This is a genomic window from Rhizobium sp. BK060, from assembly GCF_014193145.1.
Lineage (GTDB): Bacteria > Pseudomonadota > Alphaproteobacteria > Rhizobiales > Rhizobiaceae > Rhizobium.
In genome coordinates this window covers 221,987-237,156 of record NZ_JACHYW010000006.1, presented here as the reverse complement: position 1 = coordinate 237,156, position 15,170 = coordinate 221,987, and the positions used below count along the sequence as shown (strand labels likewise).

Genomic DNA, 15,170 nt, shown 5'->3' with positions numbered 1-15,170 from the left:
CGGGTTCGATTCGAGACCGAAAACTTCGATCGGCGCATTCTTGAGAGCGATATCGACGTGAACCAGTCGGCATCGCCGACGCGAAGAGTTGACGCGGCTGCTGATATCCAGGGCGGATCCTGGTTGAAAACTTCAAGCATTAGGGTGCGGAAGTAGTTTCCACTCTGACCAACCGGCAAACGAGTTTGCCGCACGAAAGGAAAGAATTTGCAGGTTCTCGTTCGAGACAACAATGTCGACCAGGCGCTCCGTGTCCTGAAGAAGAAGATGCAGCGCGAAGGTCTGTTCCGCGAGTTCAAGGCGCGCAGCGCCTATGAAAAGCCATCCGAGAAGCGTGTCCGCGAAAAGGCCGAGGCAGTTCGCCGCCAGCGCAAGCTTGCGCGCAAGAAGCTTCAGCGCGAAGGTCTCCTTCCGGCCCCGAAGAAGGCAGTCCGTCCGGCCCGCTGAACTACCCATCGGGCAGGCTCCGTCTAGATAGAGAGAGCAGATGACTTCAAAAGACGAATTCTTCAATCCGGCCAAGCTCTCCCCGCGCGATAAGGCGGCTACCACCGATACGACAGCAAAAGCGATCATCACGGCAGAGGCCGCGGCTCGCGAAAAGAAGACGGAGAAGCTGAGGGCGTTGCGCTTGCAGCAAGAAGCCGAAGCGCCAACGCCCGCCGCGCCTGCCAGGAAGCGGCGGACTGCGCCCAAGTCGGCTCCATCCTCCTAGGGGCCTCGCGCCAGTGCGCGCGAGGGCTTTCTTAGCCTGATGGAATAGAGCCAGCCTCTCTGCCTGGTGGGCAGTCCACACGGATCGTTTGAGGCAGGTGCGAAAGCGTCACTGCGCCGTGACCTGTTGGAGCGTTGGCACCATTTCCACGACGGGCGGGTTCCATTTTCCTGTCAGCGCTTCACTTTTCGGCCCGTAAAGGCGCATGGTCAGGGCGGGTGCCAGTAGCCAGTTCGCTTCTTTTCCCTCGCCCGGGCTCTTGTTCTGGAAGTAGAGATCAAGCGACCCGTCCGCATTGTAGGCGAACGGCATCCAGCTGCTGACGGCAAACCGGTTCAGGCTGTTGGCGACTTGGAATCCCTCCGGATCGTAAAGCGTGACGGACCAGAACGCCTTGACTGGTGGCAGGCTCTCTTTTGTCGAAGTGAATCTTATGGCTGTTTGCGCGGTTTAGCGGATTTCCCTTCTCATCGCCGAGGTTGAGCGGATAGATCGCGTCCTCCGGCAGTTTTGCGCCAAGCCCGAGCTGCGCGACGATCGCCCGTTTCAAGTAGTAATTACCGTGGACACCCATGGTGTCGGTGTTCATCGGCCAGTTGTTGGCAACGCGAGCAAGTTGCGATTTTCCAGTCCATCAGCTTTTGAGCTTCGGCCGGAACATCTTTCAAAGCCTCGGCGATGTCGGGCGCGACCTTGCTTTTATCGAAGCTCTTGCCCGGCTCTATCCCGATCCGCTTCATCCGGCTTATGATCGGCTGGTCGGTGGCGTGCGGCGGATTGACCTTCAGCAGTTCCGTTGCCTAGGCGAAGAAGTCCTCTACCGCCATCCCGTCGACTGTCGTCTTTGGCGGAGTTTTCATATCGATGTCAGGATCGATCGTGACCTTGGCCGGCTCGGCCGTTTTACCCCATTGCGACAGTGGCGTGACCGTGTAGCCAGCCTGGATCTTGTGAACGGCGTCGTAGTCGGACGGTCCATCCGGTTTCGTACGTCCGATGACCCAAGCATACGGTGTCGGTGCATCGATCCGTTGCGTTCCGGCGGGGAGCTCCTTACCTGTCCAGCCAGGGGGAACGACGGCAAAATCGGCTTTCGCGGTTCCCGTCGTACGCCAGCCAGGCGAGGCGAATACAGAGTAGAGCGTGTCGAAATTGGGCCGAACGACATCCCCGAATTCCGCAGTCGGAACTGCGGGACGTCGGTGAACATGTTGGCCGGCCGTCGTCCCATTGTCTTGCCAGCCTCAACGTTGGTTGCTTGCTCGCGGGTGAGATATGCATCGACGCCGATCGCTGCCGCATCCCCCTTGGCCAGAGCGTCCTCGGCGGCGACAGCCGGACCGTTGAGGTATCCTCCGGACAAGAGCAGACCAACTGTAAGGGTGATGAAATGCGATTGCAGGACGAAACCTCCCAATGACCCCACAGCAGGCTTCGCAGCCGTGTTGGTCTGTTTCAATTGATGCCAGATCGGACACCGACCCATATGCGCCGACGTCTGGCTTATGAATATTGCCTCTGCTGCGGACGCGGGGGCCTCAACGCCCAGAAAGCGCTTGCGCAGCGCGTGAACTATGCGCTCAAGAATTGTAAGTGCAGACACTCTAAAATAAGAATGATGGAGAGACCGGAAACCGACGCAGGCCGGTCCGCCTTTTCCCGCTGGTGTTTACCCGCCGCGAAGAGACTACGCGATCTCGTTCATTCTTGCTGTGTGTCAAAAGAAAAGCCGCTTCGCGTCGCAAAGGAAACGTTGTGCCGCATTTGGATTTGCGATTTGTATGGCCGACGAGAAGGGACCTTTCCCCGAAGGAGATGAAGGCGGATGCGCAGATACTCGGTTTTTGCCGTGGCACGGGAGGCCTTGCGAGGCCACAAGGGCTGGGAGAAGCAATGGACTTCGCCGGAGCCGCGCGCCGAATACGACGTCATCATCATCGGCGGCGGTGGGCATGGTCTGGGTGCGGCCTATTATCTCGCCAAGGAGCACGGCATAACCAATGTCGCGGTCCTCGAAAAGGGCTGGCTCGGCGGTGGTAACACCGGTCGCAACACGACCATCATCCGCTCGAACTATCTCTACGACGAGAGCATGCATATCTACGAGCATTCGATGAAGCTCTGGGAGAACCTGTCGCAGGATCTCAACTACAATGTCATGTATTCGCCGCGCGGCGTGATGATGCTGTCGCACAATGTGCATGACCAACAGTCCTTCAAGCGCCATATCCATGCCAATCGTCTCTATGGCATCGACAACGAGTGGCTGACGCCGGAGCAGGCCAAGGCCTATTGTCCGCCGCTCGATATCTCGGCCAGCGCCCGCTATCCGATCAATGGCGCTGCCCTGCAGCGCCGCGGCGGCACGGCGCGCCACGATGCAGTGGCCTGGGGCTATGCCCGTGCGGCGTCCGATCGCGGCGTCCACATCATCCAGAACTGCGAAGTGACCGGCATCCGCCGCGGCCCGGACGGGCGCGTCACGGGTGTCGAGACGAACCGCGGGTTCATCGGCGCCAAGAAGGTCGGCGTTTCGGCGGCCGGCCACACGACGACGGTCATGAAGATGGCCGACGTGCGCGTGCCGTTGCAATCGAGCCCGCTGCAGGCGCTGGTGTCCGAACCGCTGAAGCCGATCTTCCCTTGCGTGGTTATGTCCAACACCGTGCATGCCTATATCTCGCAGTCCGACAAGGGCGAACTCGTGATCGGCGCTGGCACCGACCAGTACAATTCCTACAGTCAGACCGGCGGCCTGCAGATCATCACGCATACGCTGGATGCGATCTGCGAGCTGTTCCCGATGTTCCGTCGCGTCAAGATGATGCGCCAGTGGGGCGGCATCGTCGACAACACACCGGACCGTTCGGCGATCCAGTCGAAGACGCCGGTTCCGGGGCTCTACGTCAACTGCGGCTGGGGCACCGGCGGCTTCAAGGCGACGCCGGGTTCGGCCAATCTCTTCGCGCATCTGATCGCGCGCGACGAGGTGCACAAGTTCAATGCCGGCCTGACGCTGGACCGTTTCCGCACCGGCCGCCTGATCGACGAAGCCGCCGCTGCCGCTGTCGCCCACTGACACGAGGACACCATGCTTCTTATCTACTGCCCATACTGTCAGGAAGAGCGCTCCGAGCTCGAATTCCGCGGCGCCGGCGATGCCCATATCGCTCGCCCGACCGACATTGCTTCCATCTCCGACGAGGCGTTCGAGGAATATTTCTTCCTGCGCGACAACCCGAAGGGGCTGATCTTCGAACGCTGGCGCCACCAGCACGGATGCGGCCGCTTCTTCAACGCGGCGCGCGACACGATCAGCGACAAGTTCATCATGACCTATAAGGCAGGCGAGCCGAAGCCTGAGATCGGCGAAGCCGCCGTTCCACACGCACCCGTCGAGACCTACGAAGCGCTCGAAGGAGAAGCACAATGAGCGGCACGAACCGTATTGCAGGCAAGGGCCGCCTGACCCCGGCCAGAACCGCGCGCTTTACCTTCGATGGCAAGAGCTATACGGCGCTGGAGGGCGATACCGTCGCCTCGGCGCTGATTGCCAACAACATCCATCTGGTCGGCCGCTCGTTCAAGTATCACCGCCCGCGCGGCATTCTCTCGGCCGGCGCCGAAGAGCCGAACGCGCTGATCGACGTTGCGCGCGACAGCGCCCGCAAGCAGCCCAACGTGCGTGCCACGGTGCAGGAAGTCTTCGACGGCATGATCGTGCAGTCGCAGAACCGTTTCCCATCGCTGTCCTTCGATATCGGCGGCATCAATAACCTGATGTCGCCCTTCTTCGCGGCTGGCTTCTACTACAAGACCTTCATGTGGCCGAAGGCGGCCTGGAAGCATGTCTACGAGCCGATGATCCGTCGCGCAGCCGGTCTCGGCGTTGCGCCGAAAGAAGCCGATCCCGATCACTACGCCAGCCGCTACGCGCATTGTGACGTGCTGGTCGTCGGTGCCGGCGTCGCCGGTCTTTCGGCAGCCCTTGCTGCGGCTCATGCCGGTGTCAAGGTCATCCTCTGTGACGAGCAGGCGGAAGCCGGCGGTGCGCTGCGTTTCGACAGCGGTGTCAAGATCGATGGTCTCGACGGTTATGAGTGGGCGCAGAAGACCGTTGCCAGCCTGAAATCGATGGACAATGTGCAGGTTCTCACCCGCACCACTGCCTTCGGCTACTACAACCACAACTTCGTCAGTCTCGCCGAACGCGTCACCGATCATGTCGCGAACCCGGGCCGCCACCTGCCGCGTGAGCGTCTGTGGCAGCTGCGCGCCAAGCGTGTCATCCTCGCCAACGGCGCGATCGAGCGCCATATGGTGTTCCCGAACAACGACCGTCCGGGCATCATGCTGGCCTCGGCCGCGCGCATGTATCTCAACCAGTACGGCGTGGCCGTCGGCCAGAAGGTCGGGGTCTACACGGCGCACGACTCTGCCTACGAGGCCGCCTTCGACCTGAAGCGCGCCGGTGTCGAGATCGCCGCGATCGTCGATTGCCGGCACACGCCCGGTGCTGCCGTTCTGGCGGAAGCCCGCTCGCTCGGCATCGACGTGCTCGCCGGTCAATCGGTCGTCAACACCTCGGGCAAGCTGCGCATCTCGTCCATGACCGTTGCCCGCAACGGCGGCGGCTCTCCACGCAAGATCGCGGTCGACGCGCTGCTGGTCTCGGCCGGCTGGACGCCTTCGGTGCACCTGTTCTCGCAGTCGCGCGGCAAGGTGAAGTTTGAGCCGGAAACGCAGCGTTTCCTGCCCGGCACCTATGCGCAGGATTGCCTCTCCGTTGGCGCCTGCAACGGCACGGATGATCTGCAGCAGACGATCGAGGAATCGCTGGCCGCGGGTGAACTGATGGCCCAGGCGGTCGGCAAACCATCCGGCGGCAAGATCAGCATCACCGCCGAGCAGGCGCATCAGTGGACGGGCGGCATGATCGGCGCTGCCGAAGGGGCGGGTCCGGAGACCCGCACCAAGGCGTTCATCGATTTCCAGCACGACGTCTGTGCCAAGGATATCCGCCTTGCCGTGCGCGAAGGCATGCACTCGATCGAGCATATCAAGCGCTTCACCACGAACGGCATGGCGTCGGATCAGGGCAAGCTCTCCAACATGCATGGTCTGGCGATTGCCGCCGAAATGCTGGGCAAGGAGATCCCGCAGGTCGGTCTGACGACCTTCCGTGCGCCCTACACGCCGGTCACCTACGGTACGCTGATCGCGCATTCGCGCGGCGAGCTGTTCGACCCGGCGCGCAAGACGCCGTTGCACCCGTGGGAAGAAGCGCAGGGTGCGGTGTTCGAGGATGTCGGCAACTGGAAGCGCGCCTGGTTCTATCCGCGCGCCGGTGAGACGATGCATCAGGCGGTCGCCCGTGAATGCAAGACGGCGCGCGATGTCGCCGGCGTGTTCGATGCTTCGACGCTCGGCAAGATCGAAGTCGTCGGCCCCGACGCCGCCGAGTTCATGAACCTCATGTACACCAACGCCTGGGACACACTGAAGCCCGGCAAGTGCCGCTACGGCATCATGACCCGCGAAGACGGCTTCGTTTATGACGACGGCGTCGTCGGGCGTCTGGCTGACGATCGCTTCCATGTGACGACGACGACCGGCGGTGCGCCGCGCGTTCTCCACCACATGGAAGACTATCTGCAGACGGAATTCCCGCATCTCAAGGTATGGCTGACTTCGGTGACCGAACAATGGGCGGTCATTGCCGTGCAGGGGCCGAAGGCACGCGAAATCATCGCCCCGCTGGTCGAGGGCGTCGATATTTCCAACGAAGCCTTCCCGCATATGAGCGTTGCCGAGTGCACGGTCATGGGCGTGCCGGCGCGTCTGTTCCGCGTGTCGTTCACCGGCGAGGTCGGCTTCGAAATCAACGTGCCGGCCGATTACGGCCAATCGGTGCTGGAAGCGGTCTGGGCCAATGCAGAGCCGCTCGGCGCCTGCGTCTACGGTACCGAAACGATGCACGTTCTTCGCGCCGAGAAGGGCTATATCATCGTCGGGCAGGATACGGACGGTACCGTCACGCCTCACGATGCCGGTCTTTCCTGGGCGGTTTCCAAGAAGAAGACGGATTTCGTGGGCATTCGCGGGCTGAAGCGACCGGATTTGGTGAAGGAAGGCCGCAAGCAGCTCGTCGGTCTTATCACCAAGGATCCGAACCTGGTGCTCGAAGAGGGTGCACAGATCGTCGCCAACCCGAACGAGCCGAAGCCGATGACGATGCTCGGCCATGTGACCTCGTCCTACTGGTCGGAAAATCTTGGGCGATCGATCGCCTTTGCGCTGGTCGCCGATGGCCGCAAACGGATGGGCGAAACGCTCTATGTGCCGATGCCCGACAAGACGATCGCCGTCGAGGTGACTGATATGGTGTTCTTTGACAAGGAAGGAGGCCGCATCAATGGCTGATATGGCAGTTCGCAAATCCGCTCTTTCCGGCCAGCATGGCGGCTCGGCCACGGTACGGCTGACGCCAGCCTCTGCGGCAAGCCGCGTGGCGCTTCGCGCGCCGGCGGAGTCGCTCAAAGCTCTTTCCTCCGCGCTTGGTGTCACGGTGCCGGCTTCCCCGAAAACCTCCGGTCGCAAGGGTGGTCGTGCTGCCCTCTGGCTCGGCCCGGATGAATGGCTTGTCATCGACGAATCCGGGGCAGACCTGATGGGTGCGCTCGCCAAGTCGGGCGTGCTGCATTCGGCCACCGACGTCTCGCACCGAAACGTCGCGGTTATCGTCTCCGGCCCCGGGGCGGAAGCGACGATCTCCGCGGGCTGCCCGCAGGATCTGTCGCTCGAGGTCTTCCCGGTCGGCGCCTGCTCGCGCACGCTGTTTGGAAAGGCCGAGATCGTGCTCTTCCGCACCGAGGACGATACATTCCGAGTCGAATGCTGGCGTTCGTTTGCGGATTTCGTATTCGGCCTGCTGGCCGAGGGCGCCGAAGACGCGGCGCATTAAGCGCTGCTAACTTGCAATGCCCGATCGGGGATGGTGCTCTTGTGCCGTCCCCGATCGGCTTCAAGTTGTATGACGGCTGTCATTCGTGTCATCATCCACCGGGCGTGCGCGGTCCGTATCGAAGCGCCGTCGCAACGAGTGGGGGATGTCTTTGATGATGCTGCATCACGTTTCCATTGTCGCCATGGATCTCGACCGTTCCGTCGGCTTCTATCGCAATGTCTTCGGTCTCGAGCAAATCGAGAGGCCACCTTTCAGTAGTGTTGGAGCGTGGTTCGCCTGCGGGGCGCTGCAGGTCCACATCATTGTCAATCCGGCCGGAACCTTCCGGCGTGCGGCGACCATAGACACGACCGACGGACATTTCGCGTTCCGTACCGATGATTTCGAGGGATGTATCCGGGGGCTGATTGCGAAGGGTTTTCGCGAGGATGCTCCAGAGGGCGATCCCTGGCGGTTGCGTGTTAGGCGCAATGGCCCGGCGGGGTTTCCACAAGCCTATCTGCTCGATCCCGATCGCAATATCGTTGAAATCAACGGCGCGCCATAGCGACGCGTCAAACACCGCCCACCAAAGTCAAGAGCATAAGGTCTACGCGTCTTCCGGCCGGTCCTTGGGGTCGAACTGGATGATGGTGATCCACCGCGCGGTGAGCGCCGGTTTCTTCTCGTTCTCGATCTCGATTGTGACCTCATAGGTCGTCATCAGCATGCCGGCGCCGCGGAAGCGGGCTTCGGCGAGGACAAAGTGGCCGCGGATGCGTGCCCCCGATTTGACCGGCGAGAGGAAACGGACGTTCTCGAAGCCGTAATTGATGCCCATGGTCTGCTCGCGGACCTTCGGCAGGCTGTCGTAGTTCATCGCCGAGAGCAGCGAGAGGGTAAGAAAGCCGTGGGCGATGGTGCTGCCGAAGGGACTTGATGCAGCGCGCTCCGGATCGACGTGGATGTACTGATGGTCGTTGGTCGCATGCGCAAACGCATCGATCATGGCCTGATCGACGACGATCCAGTCCGAGAGACCGGTTTCAGTGCCGACCAACCCACGTACATCCGCGAGCGAAATTTCCTTGGCCATTGATTCCCCATGAGAAAGCGGCTGCGCAAGCCTTACAATGGGATTGTGACGATTGCGACAAGGAATTGCAGGCGGGAGCCCGTCAGATCAACTTTCGAGATAGAAAGAGACCGAGCGGCGCGGTACGATGGCAGAAGTTGCGGATTTCTCCGGCGCATCCGGGGCAAGAAGCCGCCATGAAGGCGGTCCGGGTAATGTAAAGATTTCCTCGCCGCCCGAGCGATTGAAGAGAACCGCCAGCCGCGTGGCCTTGTTGGTTAGGCCATCGCGCGTCGAAAGCACCATTCCGAGCGTGGAAAAGTTCGGCGTCTCCCAGTCTTGCACGCTCATCGCCCGGCCGGAGGGCGAGATCCATTCGACATCGCCGTTGCCCTTGAGGAAGCCCATTTCCGAGAAGGCGGAGAAGCGCTTGCGCAGGCCGGAGATGAATGCGGTATGGGCGATAAGATCGTCGTCGAGCCCTGCCCAGTCGACCCAGGTGATCTCGTTGTCCTGGCAATAGGCATTGTTGTTGCCGCGCTGAGTGCGGCCGGCTTCGTCGCCTGCCGTCAGCATGATGCTGCCGCGGGTGGCAAAGAGCGTGGAGAGCAGCGCCTTCAGGTCGTCATGGCGCTTGCGAATAATATCGGGGTAGCGGGTTTCGCCCTCGACACCGTTGTTCCAAGTGTGGTTCTCGTTGTGGCCGTCGCGGTTTTGCTCACCGTTCGCCTCGTTATGCTTGCCGCTGTAGGATACGACATCCCTCAGCGTGAAGCCGTCATGGGCGGCGAGGAAGTTGACGCTGCGCGTCCCTGTCCCAGCGTTTCGGGAGAAAATATCGGAGGAGCCGGCAAGGGTGGTCGCGAGCGGGCCGGTCTTGTAGTCGTCGCCGCGCCAGTAGCACCTGACATCGTCGCGCACGCGGTCGTTCCATTCGAGGAATGGTGCCGGAAAATTGCCGAGCTGATAGCCGCCTGGGCCGATGTCCCAGGGCTCGGCGATCATTACGCGGTCCGCCAGCACATCATCGGCGAGCATCGCCGTCAACGTTTCGCCATGTGCCTCGAACCCGTCTACGGTGCGGCCAAGTACGGGGGCGAGGTCGAAGCGGAAACCGTCAATCCCTGCGCCGAGCACAAAGTGGCGTAGGCTGTCGATGATCAACTGCCTGATATAGGGATGATCGCAAGCGACGGTGTTGCCGGTTCCGGTATCGTTGACCAGTTCGCCCGGCCGACCGGGCAGGTGGCGATAGAAAGAGAGATTGTCGAGGCCGCGCAGCGACAGCGTCGTGCCGAAGCGGTCGCTTTCGCCGGTGTGGTTGAAGACGAGATCGAGGATGACGGCGATGCCTTCCGCATGGAGCGTCGCAACGGTGTCGCGTAGTTCCGCCATGCCGCCAGGGGCAAGCCGCGGATCGAGCGCCATGAAGGCAATGGGGTTGTAGCCCCAGCTGTTTCGCAGACCGAGCGGCGGCAGATGCCGCTCGTCGATCCACGCGGTGATCGGCATGAGCTCGACGGCGTCGACGCCGATGCGCTTGAGATGGGTAATCACCGAGGGATGTGCCAAAGCCGCGACCGTGCCGCGCTGGGCTTCGGGGACATCCGGATGCAGGATGGTGAAGGGCCGGACAGCGACTTCGTAGATGAAGCCGCCCGGCTTGAAGAGGGGCTTTGCCGGTCTTACCGTGATATCGCGGGTGACGACCGCCTTCGGCACGAGATGCTGTGTCTCGGCGCCGAAGGCGCCGAGCAGGGGATCGTGGTGGAAGGGGCGATCGAGTTCCTTGGCGTAGGGATCGACCAGCAGTTTCGACGGGTCGAACCAAAGGCCGCTGTCAGGCGCATAGACGCCATCGGCGCGGTAGCCATAGAGCGCGCCTTCCTTCAATCCGTCGACGAAGAGGCGATGGACATGGTCATCGCCGCGTTCCATCGGCAGGCGGGCCAGTTCCTTGTCGTCGTCGCTGAACAGGCACAACTCGATCTGTCCGGCATTGTGCGACCAGACGGCGAAATCAACGCCGGTCTCAAAGATGCTTGCCCCGCCTTGCCCGGATTTGTTCGCCGCCATGCTGCTCCGGTCAGGTGATCACGGAGGGAGCATCGCGGCCTGTGCGGCTGCGGATATCCGCAATGGTCTCGGCGGCGGCGATAAGATCGGCGAGCGCCTGCTGCGTCTCGATGTTGTGGCGGGTGGAATCCGGTTCGTACCGCTCGAGGTAGACGCGCAAGGTGGCGCCCGATGTTCCCGTTCCCGAGAGACGGAAGACAACGCGCGAGCCGCCTTCGAAGAGGATACGAATGCCCTGATGCTCGCTGACGGACTTGTCGACCGGGTCGTGATAGGCAAAGTCATCTGCCTTCTCGACTTTCAGTGGGCCGAAGGCCTGGCCCGGCAGGGAAGCAAGCTGGCTGCGCAGGTTGGCGATCAGGCCGTTTGCTGCGTCGGTATCAACGCCTTCATAGTCGTGGCGCGAATAGTAGTTGCGGCCATAGGTCTGCCAGTGCTGGGTGACAATGTCCTCGACGCTCTCGCCGCGGACGGCCAGAATGTTCAGCCACAGCAGAACCGCCCAGAGGCCGTCCTTCTCGCGCACGTGGTTGGAGCCGGTGCCGGCGCTTTCCTCGCCGCAGATCGTCGCCATCCCGGCATCGAGCAGGTTGCCGAAGAACTTCCAGCCGGTCGGCGTTTCGTACATGCCGATGCCACGGCGCTCGGCGACGCGATCAGCAGCACCAGACGTCGGCATGGAGCGGGCGATGCCGGCGAGACCGCCGGAATAGCCGGGCGCCAGATTGGCGTTGGCCGCGAGGATCGCAAGGCTGTCGGACGGCGTCACGAAGATGCCGCGGCCGATGATGAGGTTGCGGTCGCCGTCGCCATCGGATGCTGCGCCGAAATCGGGCGCATCGTCGCCCATCATCTCGTCGTAGAGTTCCTTGCAGTGAACCGGGTTCGGGTCGGGATGGTGGCCACCGAAATCGGGCAGCGGCATGAAATTGCGAACCGAGCCGGACGGGGCGCCGAGGCGGTTTTCGAAGATTTCCTTCGCATAGGGGCCGGTGACGGCGCTCATCGCATCGAAAGCGATGCGGAAGCCAAGGCTGATGAGGTTGCGGATCGCGTGGAAGTCAAACAGCTCTTCCATGAGCGCCGTATAGTCTTCGACCGAATCGAGCACCGAGAGAATCATGCCACCGGGCAGCTCGTCCTTGCCGATGCGATCGAGGTTCACATCCGCGAAGTCGGCGATCTTGTAGGTGTCGATCACCTTGGTGCGCGCATAGATCGCGTCGGTGATCTTCTCCGGCGCCGGACCGCCGTTGCTGATATTGTACTTGATGCCGAAGTCTTCGGTGGGGCCGCCCGGGTTATGGCTGGCCGACAGAATGATGCCGCCGAAGGCCTTGTACTTGCGGATGATGTGCGAGGCTGCCGGGGTCGACAGGATGCCGCCCTTGCCGACGATCACCTTGCCGAAGCCATTGGCGGCGGCCATCTTGATCGCCTTCTGGATGACTTCCCGGTTGTAGTAGCGTCCGTCGCCGCCGATGACAAGGCACTTGCCCTGGAACCCTTCCAGCGAATCGAAGATCGACTGGATGAAATTCTCGGCATAGTTCGGCTGCTGGAATACCGGGACTTTCTTTCGTAGGCCCGACGTGCCCGGCTTCTGATCCTGGTAGGGCTTGGTGGATACGGATTTTATCATTTTCTCTCACTTGCCTTTGGGGGCGAGGCTTGAATAGAGGGCAGCGTAGCGCTCGGCGCTCTTTTCCCACGAGACATCCGATTTCATGCCCTGCTTTTGCAATTGGGTCCAGACTTTTTGATCGGCGTAGAGATGTAGCGCGCGGCGGATGGCCTGCAACAGGCCCGATGCCGTCACAGGCGAGAATTGTATCCCGGTTGCCACTTTCGCCGCAAGAGCGGCATGGTTGGCATCGATGACGGTATCGTTCAACCCGCCGGTGCGGGCGACGATCGGCACGCAGCCATAGCGCAGGCCGTAAAGCTGCGTCAGGCCGCAGGGCTCGAAGCGCGAAGGAATAATAATGGCGTCGCAGCCAGCCTGCATGAGATGCGACATCGGCTCGTTGTAGCCGATGGAAACGCCGATCCGTCCGGGGTGGCGGGCTGCGGCGGCGAGCAGCGAACCTTCCAGCGCCGCGTCTCCAGAACCCAGAATGGCGAGCTTTCCACCCATGTCGACGATCTGATCGGCTGTGGCGGCGATGACGTCCATGCCCTTTTGCCAGGTGAGGCGGCTGATAATGCAGAAGATCGGTGCATTGTCGTTGTGCAGTCCGAAGAACTCCGCGACCGAGGTGCGGTTTTCGACGCGGCTTTTCAGTGTGGTGCCGTTGTAATGCGTGTGGACAACAGGATCGGTCGACGGATTCCAGACGTCGGTATCGATGCCATTGACGATGCCGTGGAGCGAATCGATTCGGTTTGCGATGACACCCTGGAGGCCCATGCCGAACTCGGGGGTCAGGATCTCGCCTGCATAAGAAGGGCTGACGGTGGTGATGGCGTGGGCCGTCTGCAGGCCACCCTTTAGGAATCCGATATTGCCGTAGTATTCGATGCTTTCCGTTGCGAAGGCATGCGGCGGCAGGCGGAGGCCGGGGAAGACATCGGCACCGAACTGACCCTGGAAGGCGATGTTGTGGATTGTCAACACGCTCGGCAATTCCGGCGTCGGGTTGTAGCGCATGTAGACTGAGGTCATCGCCGACTGCCAATCATGCGTATGCACGAGGTCGGGTCGCCAGCCCGGCATCAATCCCGCAGCAATCTCGGCGCCGGCAAGCGAAAGCGCTGCGAAGCGGCGCCAGTTGTCGGAGTAGTCCCTGCCCGTCGCATCGAGATAGGGACCGCCGGCGCGGTCGTAATAGGCGGGCGCATCGAGCACGAGGATATCGATCCCCTCGTGCTCCACTTCCAGGACCGTCGCGGGCTCGCCGAGCAGATCATCGAACTGAAGCCGGGCGACGGGATTGCGGATCGCCTTCATGACGGCAGGATAGCCGGGCATGAGGGTCTTGGTTTCGACGCCGAAACGCTTGAGGGCGATCGGCAGGGCGCCCGCCACGTCGGCGAGGCCCCCTGTCTTGATAAGTGGGAAGACTTCGGACGAAACCGAAAGAACTTTCATTGGTCACATACCCAGCTTGTCGATCATTGGCTGGGTGATCAGGCAAATTCCGCTTTCGGTTCGCCGGAAGCGCTTGGCATCGAGGTCCGGATCCTCGCCGACGATGAGGCCCTCCGGAATGACGACGCCGTGGTCGATCACGACATTCCGGAGCTGGGCGTGCCGGCCGATCTTGACGCTCGGGAGAACCACCGCACCTTCGAGCTTGGAATAGGAGTTGGCGCGCACGCCGGTGAAGAGGAGGCTCTTGTTCAGCGTTGCGCCCGAGATGATGCAGTCGCCGGCCACGACGGACGAGGTCGCCGAGCCACGGCGGTCCTCGTCGTCATGGACGAATTTTGCCGGCGGCGAGATTTCTGCGTAGGTCCAGATCGGCCAGGACTTGTCGTAGATATCCAGTTCCGGAACGATCGCGGTGAGGTCAATGTTGGCCTGCCAATAGGCATCGATCGTCCCAACGTCGCGCCAATAGGGCTCATGCTCGAAATCGGAGCGGACGCAGGATTGCGCGAAGCGATGGGCCACGGCCTTACCGTTCTTGACGATGTATGGGATGATGTCCTTGCCGAAATCCTTGCTGGAGTTCGGGTCGGCCGCGTCGCGGCGCAGCGCATCGATCAGGAACTTCGTGTGGAACACGTAGATGCCCATCGAGGCCAGCGCGAATTCCGGTTTGTCGGGAATACCCGGCGGGTCGGCAGGCTTTTCGATGAAGTCGATAATCCTATCGTTCTGGTCAACATGCATAACGCCGAAGCCGACGGCTTCCATGCGCGGCACTTCCAGGCAGCCGATGGTGACATCGGCGCCGGAATCGACGTGCTGCTGTAGCATCCACTCGTAGTCCATCTTGTAGACGTGGTCGCCAGCGAGGATGACCATGTATTCCGGGCCGTAGGGCTCGATGATATCGATGTTCTGGTAGACCGCGTCGGCCGTGCCTTCATACCATTGCGTCTCGGAGACGCGTTGGGAGGCCGGCAGGATGTCGAAGCTTTCGTTTCGCTCGGGGCGGAAGAAGTTCCAGCCGCGCTGCATATGGCGGATCAGCGAGTGCGCCTTGTACTGGGTGGCGACGCCGATGCGGCGGATGCCCGAGTTCAGGGCGTTCGACAAGGCGAAATCGATAATGCGCGTCTTGCCGCCGAAATAGACTGCCGGCTTGGCGCGACGATCGGTGAGTTCCTTCAGGCGGCTTCCCCGACCGCCGGCAAGAACATAGGCCATTGCGTCGCGGGCAAGTGGCTGAACACGTTTTTCTACCATT

The 15,170-nt window shown here is 61.7% G+C and carries 12 protein-coding genes and 1 pseudogene; 7 read left to right on the top strand and 6 right to left on the bottom strand.

What is annotated here, in order from left to right:
* The first annotated feature begins 207 nt into the window (after positions 1–207).
* Both rpsU and FHT71_RS09285 read left to right on the top strand, forming a co-directional pair.
* Positions 208–447: a 30S ribosomal protein S21 gene (rpsU, locus tag FHT71_RS09290; RefSeq protein WP_007527643.1), complete on the top strand. Its 240-nt coding sequence runs from the start codon at positions 208–210 to the stop codon at positions 445–447.
* Between the two features lie 40 nt (positions 448–487).
* Entirely contained in the window at positions 488–715 is a 228-nt protein-coding gene (locus tag FHT71_RS09285) for a hypothetical protein (protein ID WP_132589132.1), read from the top strand.
* A 108-nt stretch (positions 716–823) separates the two neighbouring features.
* On the opposite strand, the pseudogene FHT71_RS09280 reads toward FHT71_RS09285, so the two are convergent.
* Positions 824–1,946 (bottom strand): annotated as a pseudogene (locus FHT71_RS09280) (DUF1214 domain-containing protein).
* Between the two features lie 594 nt (positions 1,947–2,540).
* On the opposite strand from FHT71_RS09280, the gene FHT71_RS09275 reads away from it, so the two are divergent.
* From FHT71_RS09275 to FHT71_RS09255, 5 genes are all read left to right on the top strand, one after another.
* Positions 2,541–3,794, top strand: a complete 1,254-nt coding sequence (locus tag FHT71_RS09275; protein ID WP_132589133.1) for a sarcosine oxidase subunit beta family protein — start codon at positions 2,541–2,543, stop codon at positions 3,792–3,794.
* Positions 3,795–3,806: 12 nt separating this feature from the next.
* On the top strand, positions 3,807–4,148 hold the full coding sequence (locus tag FHT71_RS09270; RefSeq protein WP_007797704.1) for a sarcosine oxidase subunit delta: 342 nt from the start codon (positions 3,807–3,809) through the stop codon (positions 4,146–4,148).
* Entirely contained in the window at positions 4,145–7,138 is a 2,994-nt protein-coding gene (locus tag FHT71_RS09265; RefSeq protein WP_183719519.1) for a sarcosine oxidase subunit alpha, read from the top strand. The genes FHT71_RS09270 and FHT71_RS09265 overlap by 4 nt, the downstream gene beginning before the upstream one ends.
* Positions 7,131–7,679: a sarcosine oxidase subunit gamma gene (locus tag FHT71_RS09260; RefSeq protein WP_007797712.1), complete on the top strand. Its 549-nt coding sequence runs from the start codon at positions 7,131–7,133 to the stop codon at positions 7,677–7,679. Before FHT71_RS09265 ends, FHT71_RS09260 begins: the two co-directional genes overlap by 8 nt.
* 154 nt (positions 7,680–7,833) lie before the next feature.
* A complete protein-coding gene (locus tag FHT71_RS09255) occupies positions 7,834–8,229 on the top strand; it encodes a VOC family protein (protein ID WP_132589135.1) in 396 nt (131 codons plus the stop codon).
* A 42-nt stretch (positions 8,230–8,271) separates the two neighbouring features.
* Here the strand turns inward: FHT71_RS09255 and FHT71_RS09250 are convergent, their stop codons facing one another.
* The 5 genes from FHT71_RS09250 to glgC all read right to left on the bottom strand — a co-directional run bounded on the left by FHT71_RS09250 (position 8,272) and on the right by glgC (position 15,169).
* The gene (locus FHT71_RS09250; protein ID WP_132589136.1) at positions 8,272–8,757 is read right to left on the bottom strand and encodes a MaoC family dehydratase; all 486 of its coding nucleotides are present in this window, start codon (positions 8,755–8,757) and stop codon (positions 8,272–8,274) included.
* Between the two features lie 87 nt (positions 8,758–8,844).
* Complete coding sequence (glgX, locus tag FHT71_RS09245; protein ID WP_183719517.1) at positions 8,845–10,812, bottom strand: glycogen debranching protein GlgX; 1,968 nt, start codon at positions 10,810–10,812, stop codon at positions 8,845–8,847.
* Positions 10,813–10,822: 10 nt separating this feature from the next.
* Entirely contained in the window at positions 10,823–12,454 is a 1,632-nt protein-coding gene (locus FHT71_RS09240; RefSeq protein WP_007797725.1) for an alpha-D-glucose phosphate-specific phosphoglucomutase, read from the bottom strand.
* Between the two features lie 6 nt (positions 12,455–12,460).
* Positions 12,461–13,903: a glycogen synthase GlgA gene (gene glgA / locus FHT71_RS09235; RefSeq protein WP_007797728.1), complete on the bottom strand. Its 1,443-nt coding sequence runs from the start codon at positions 13,901–13,903 to the stop codon at positions 12,461–12,463.
* Positions 13,904–13,906: 3 nt separating this feature from the next.
* Positions 13,907–15,169 (bottom strand): glucose-1-phosphate adenylyltransferase, encoded by a 1,263-nt coding sequence (glgC, locus tag FHT71_RS09230; protein WP_132589138.1) that lies wholly within the window; start codon positions 15,167–15,169, stop codon positions 13,907–13,909.
* Between the last annotated feature and the right edge of the window lies 1 nt (position 15,170).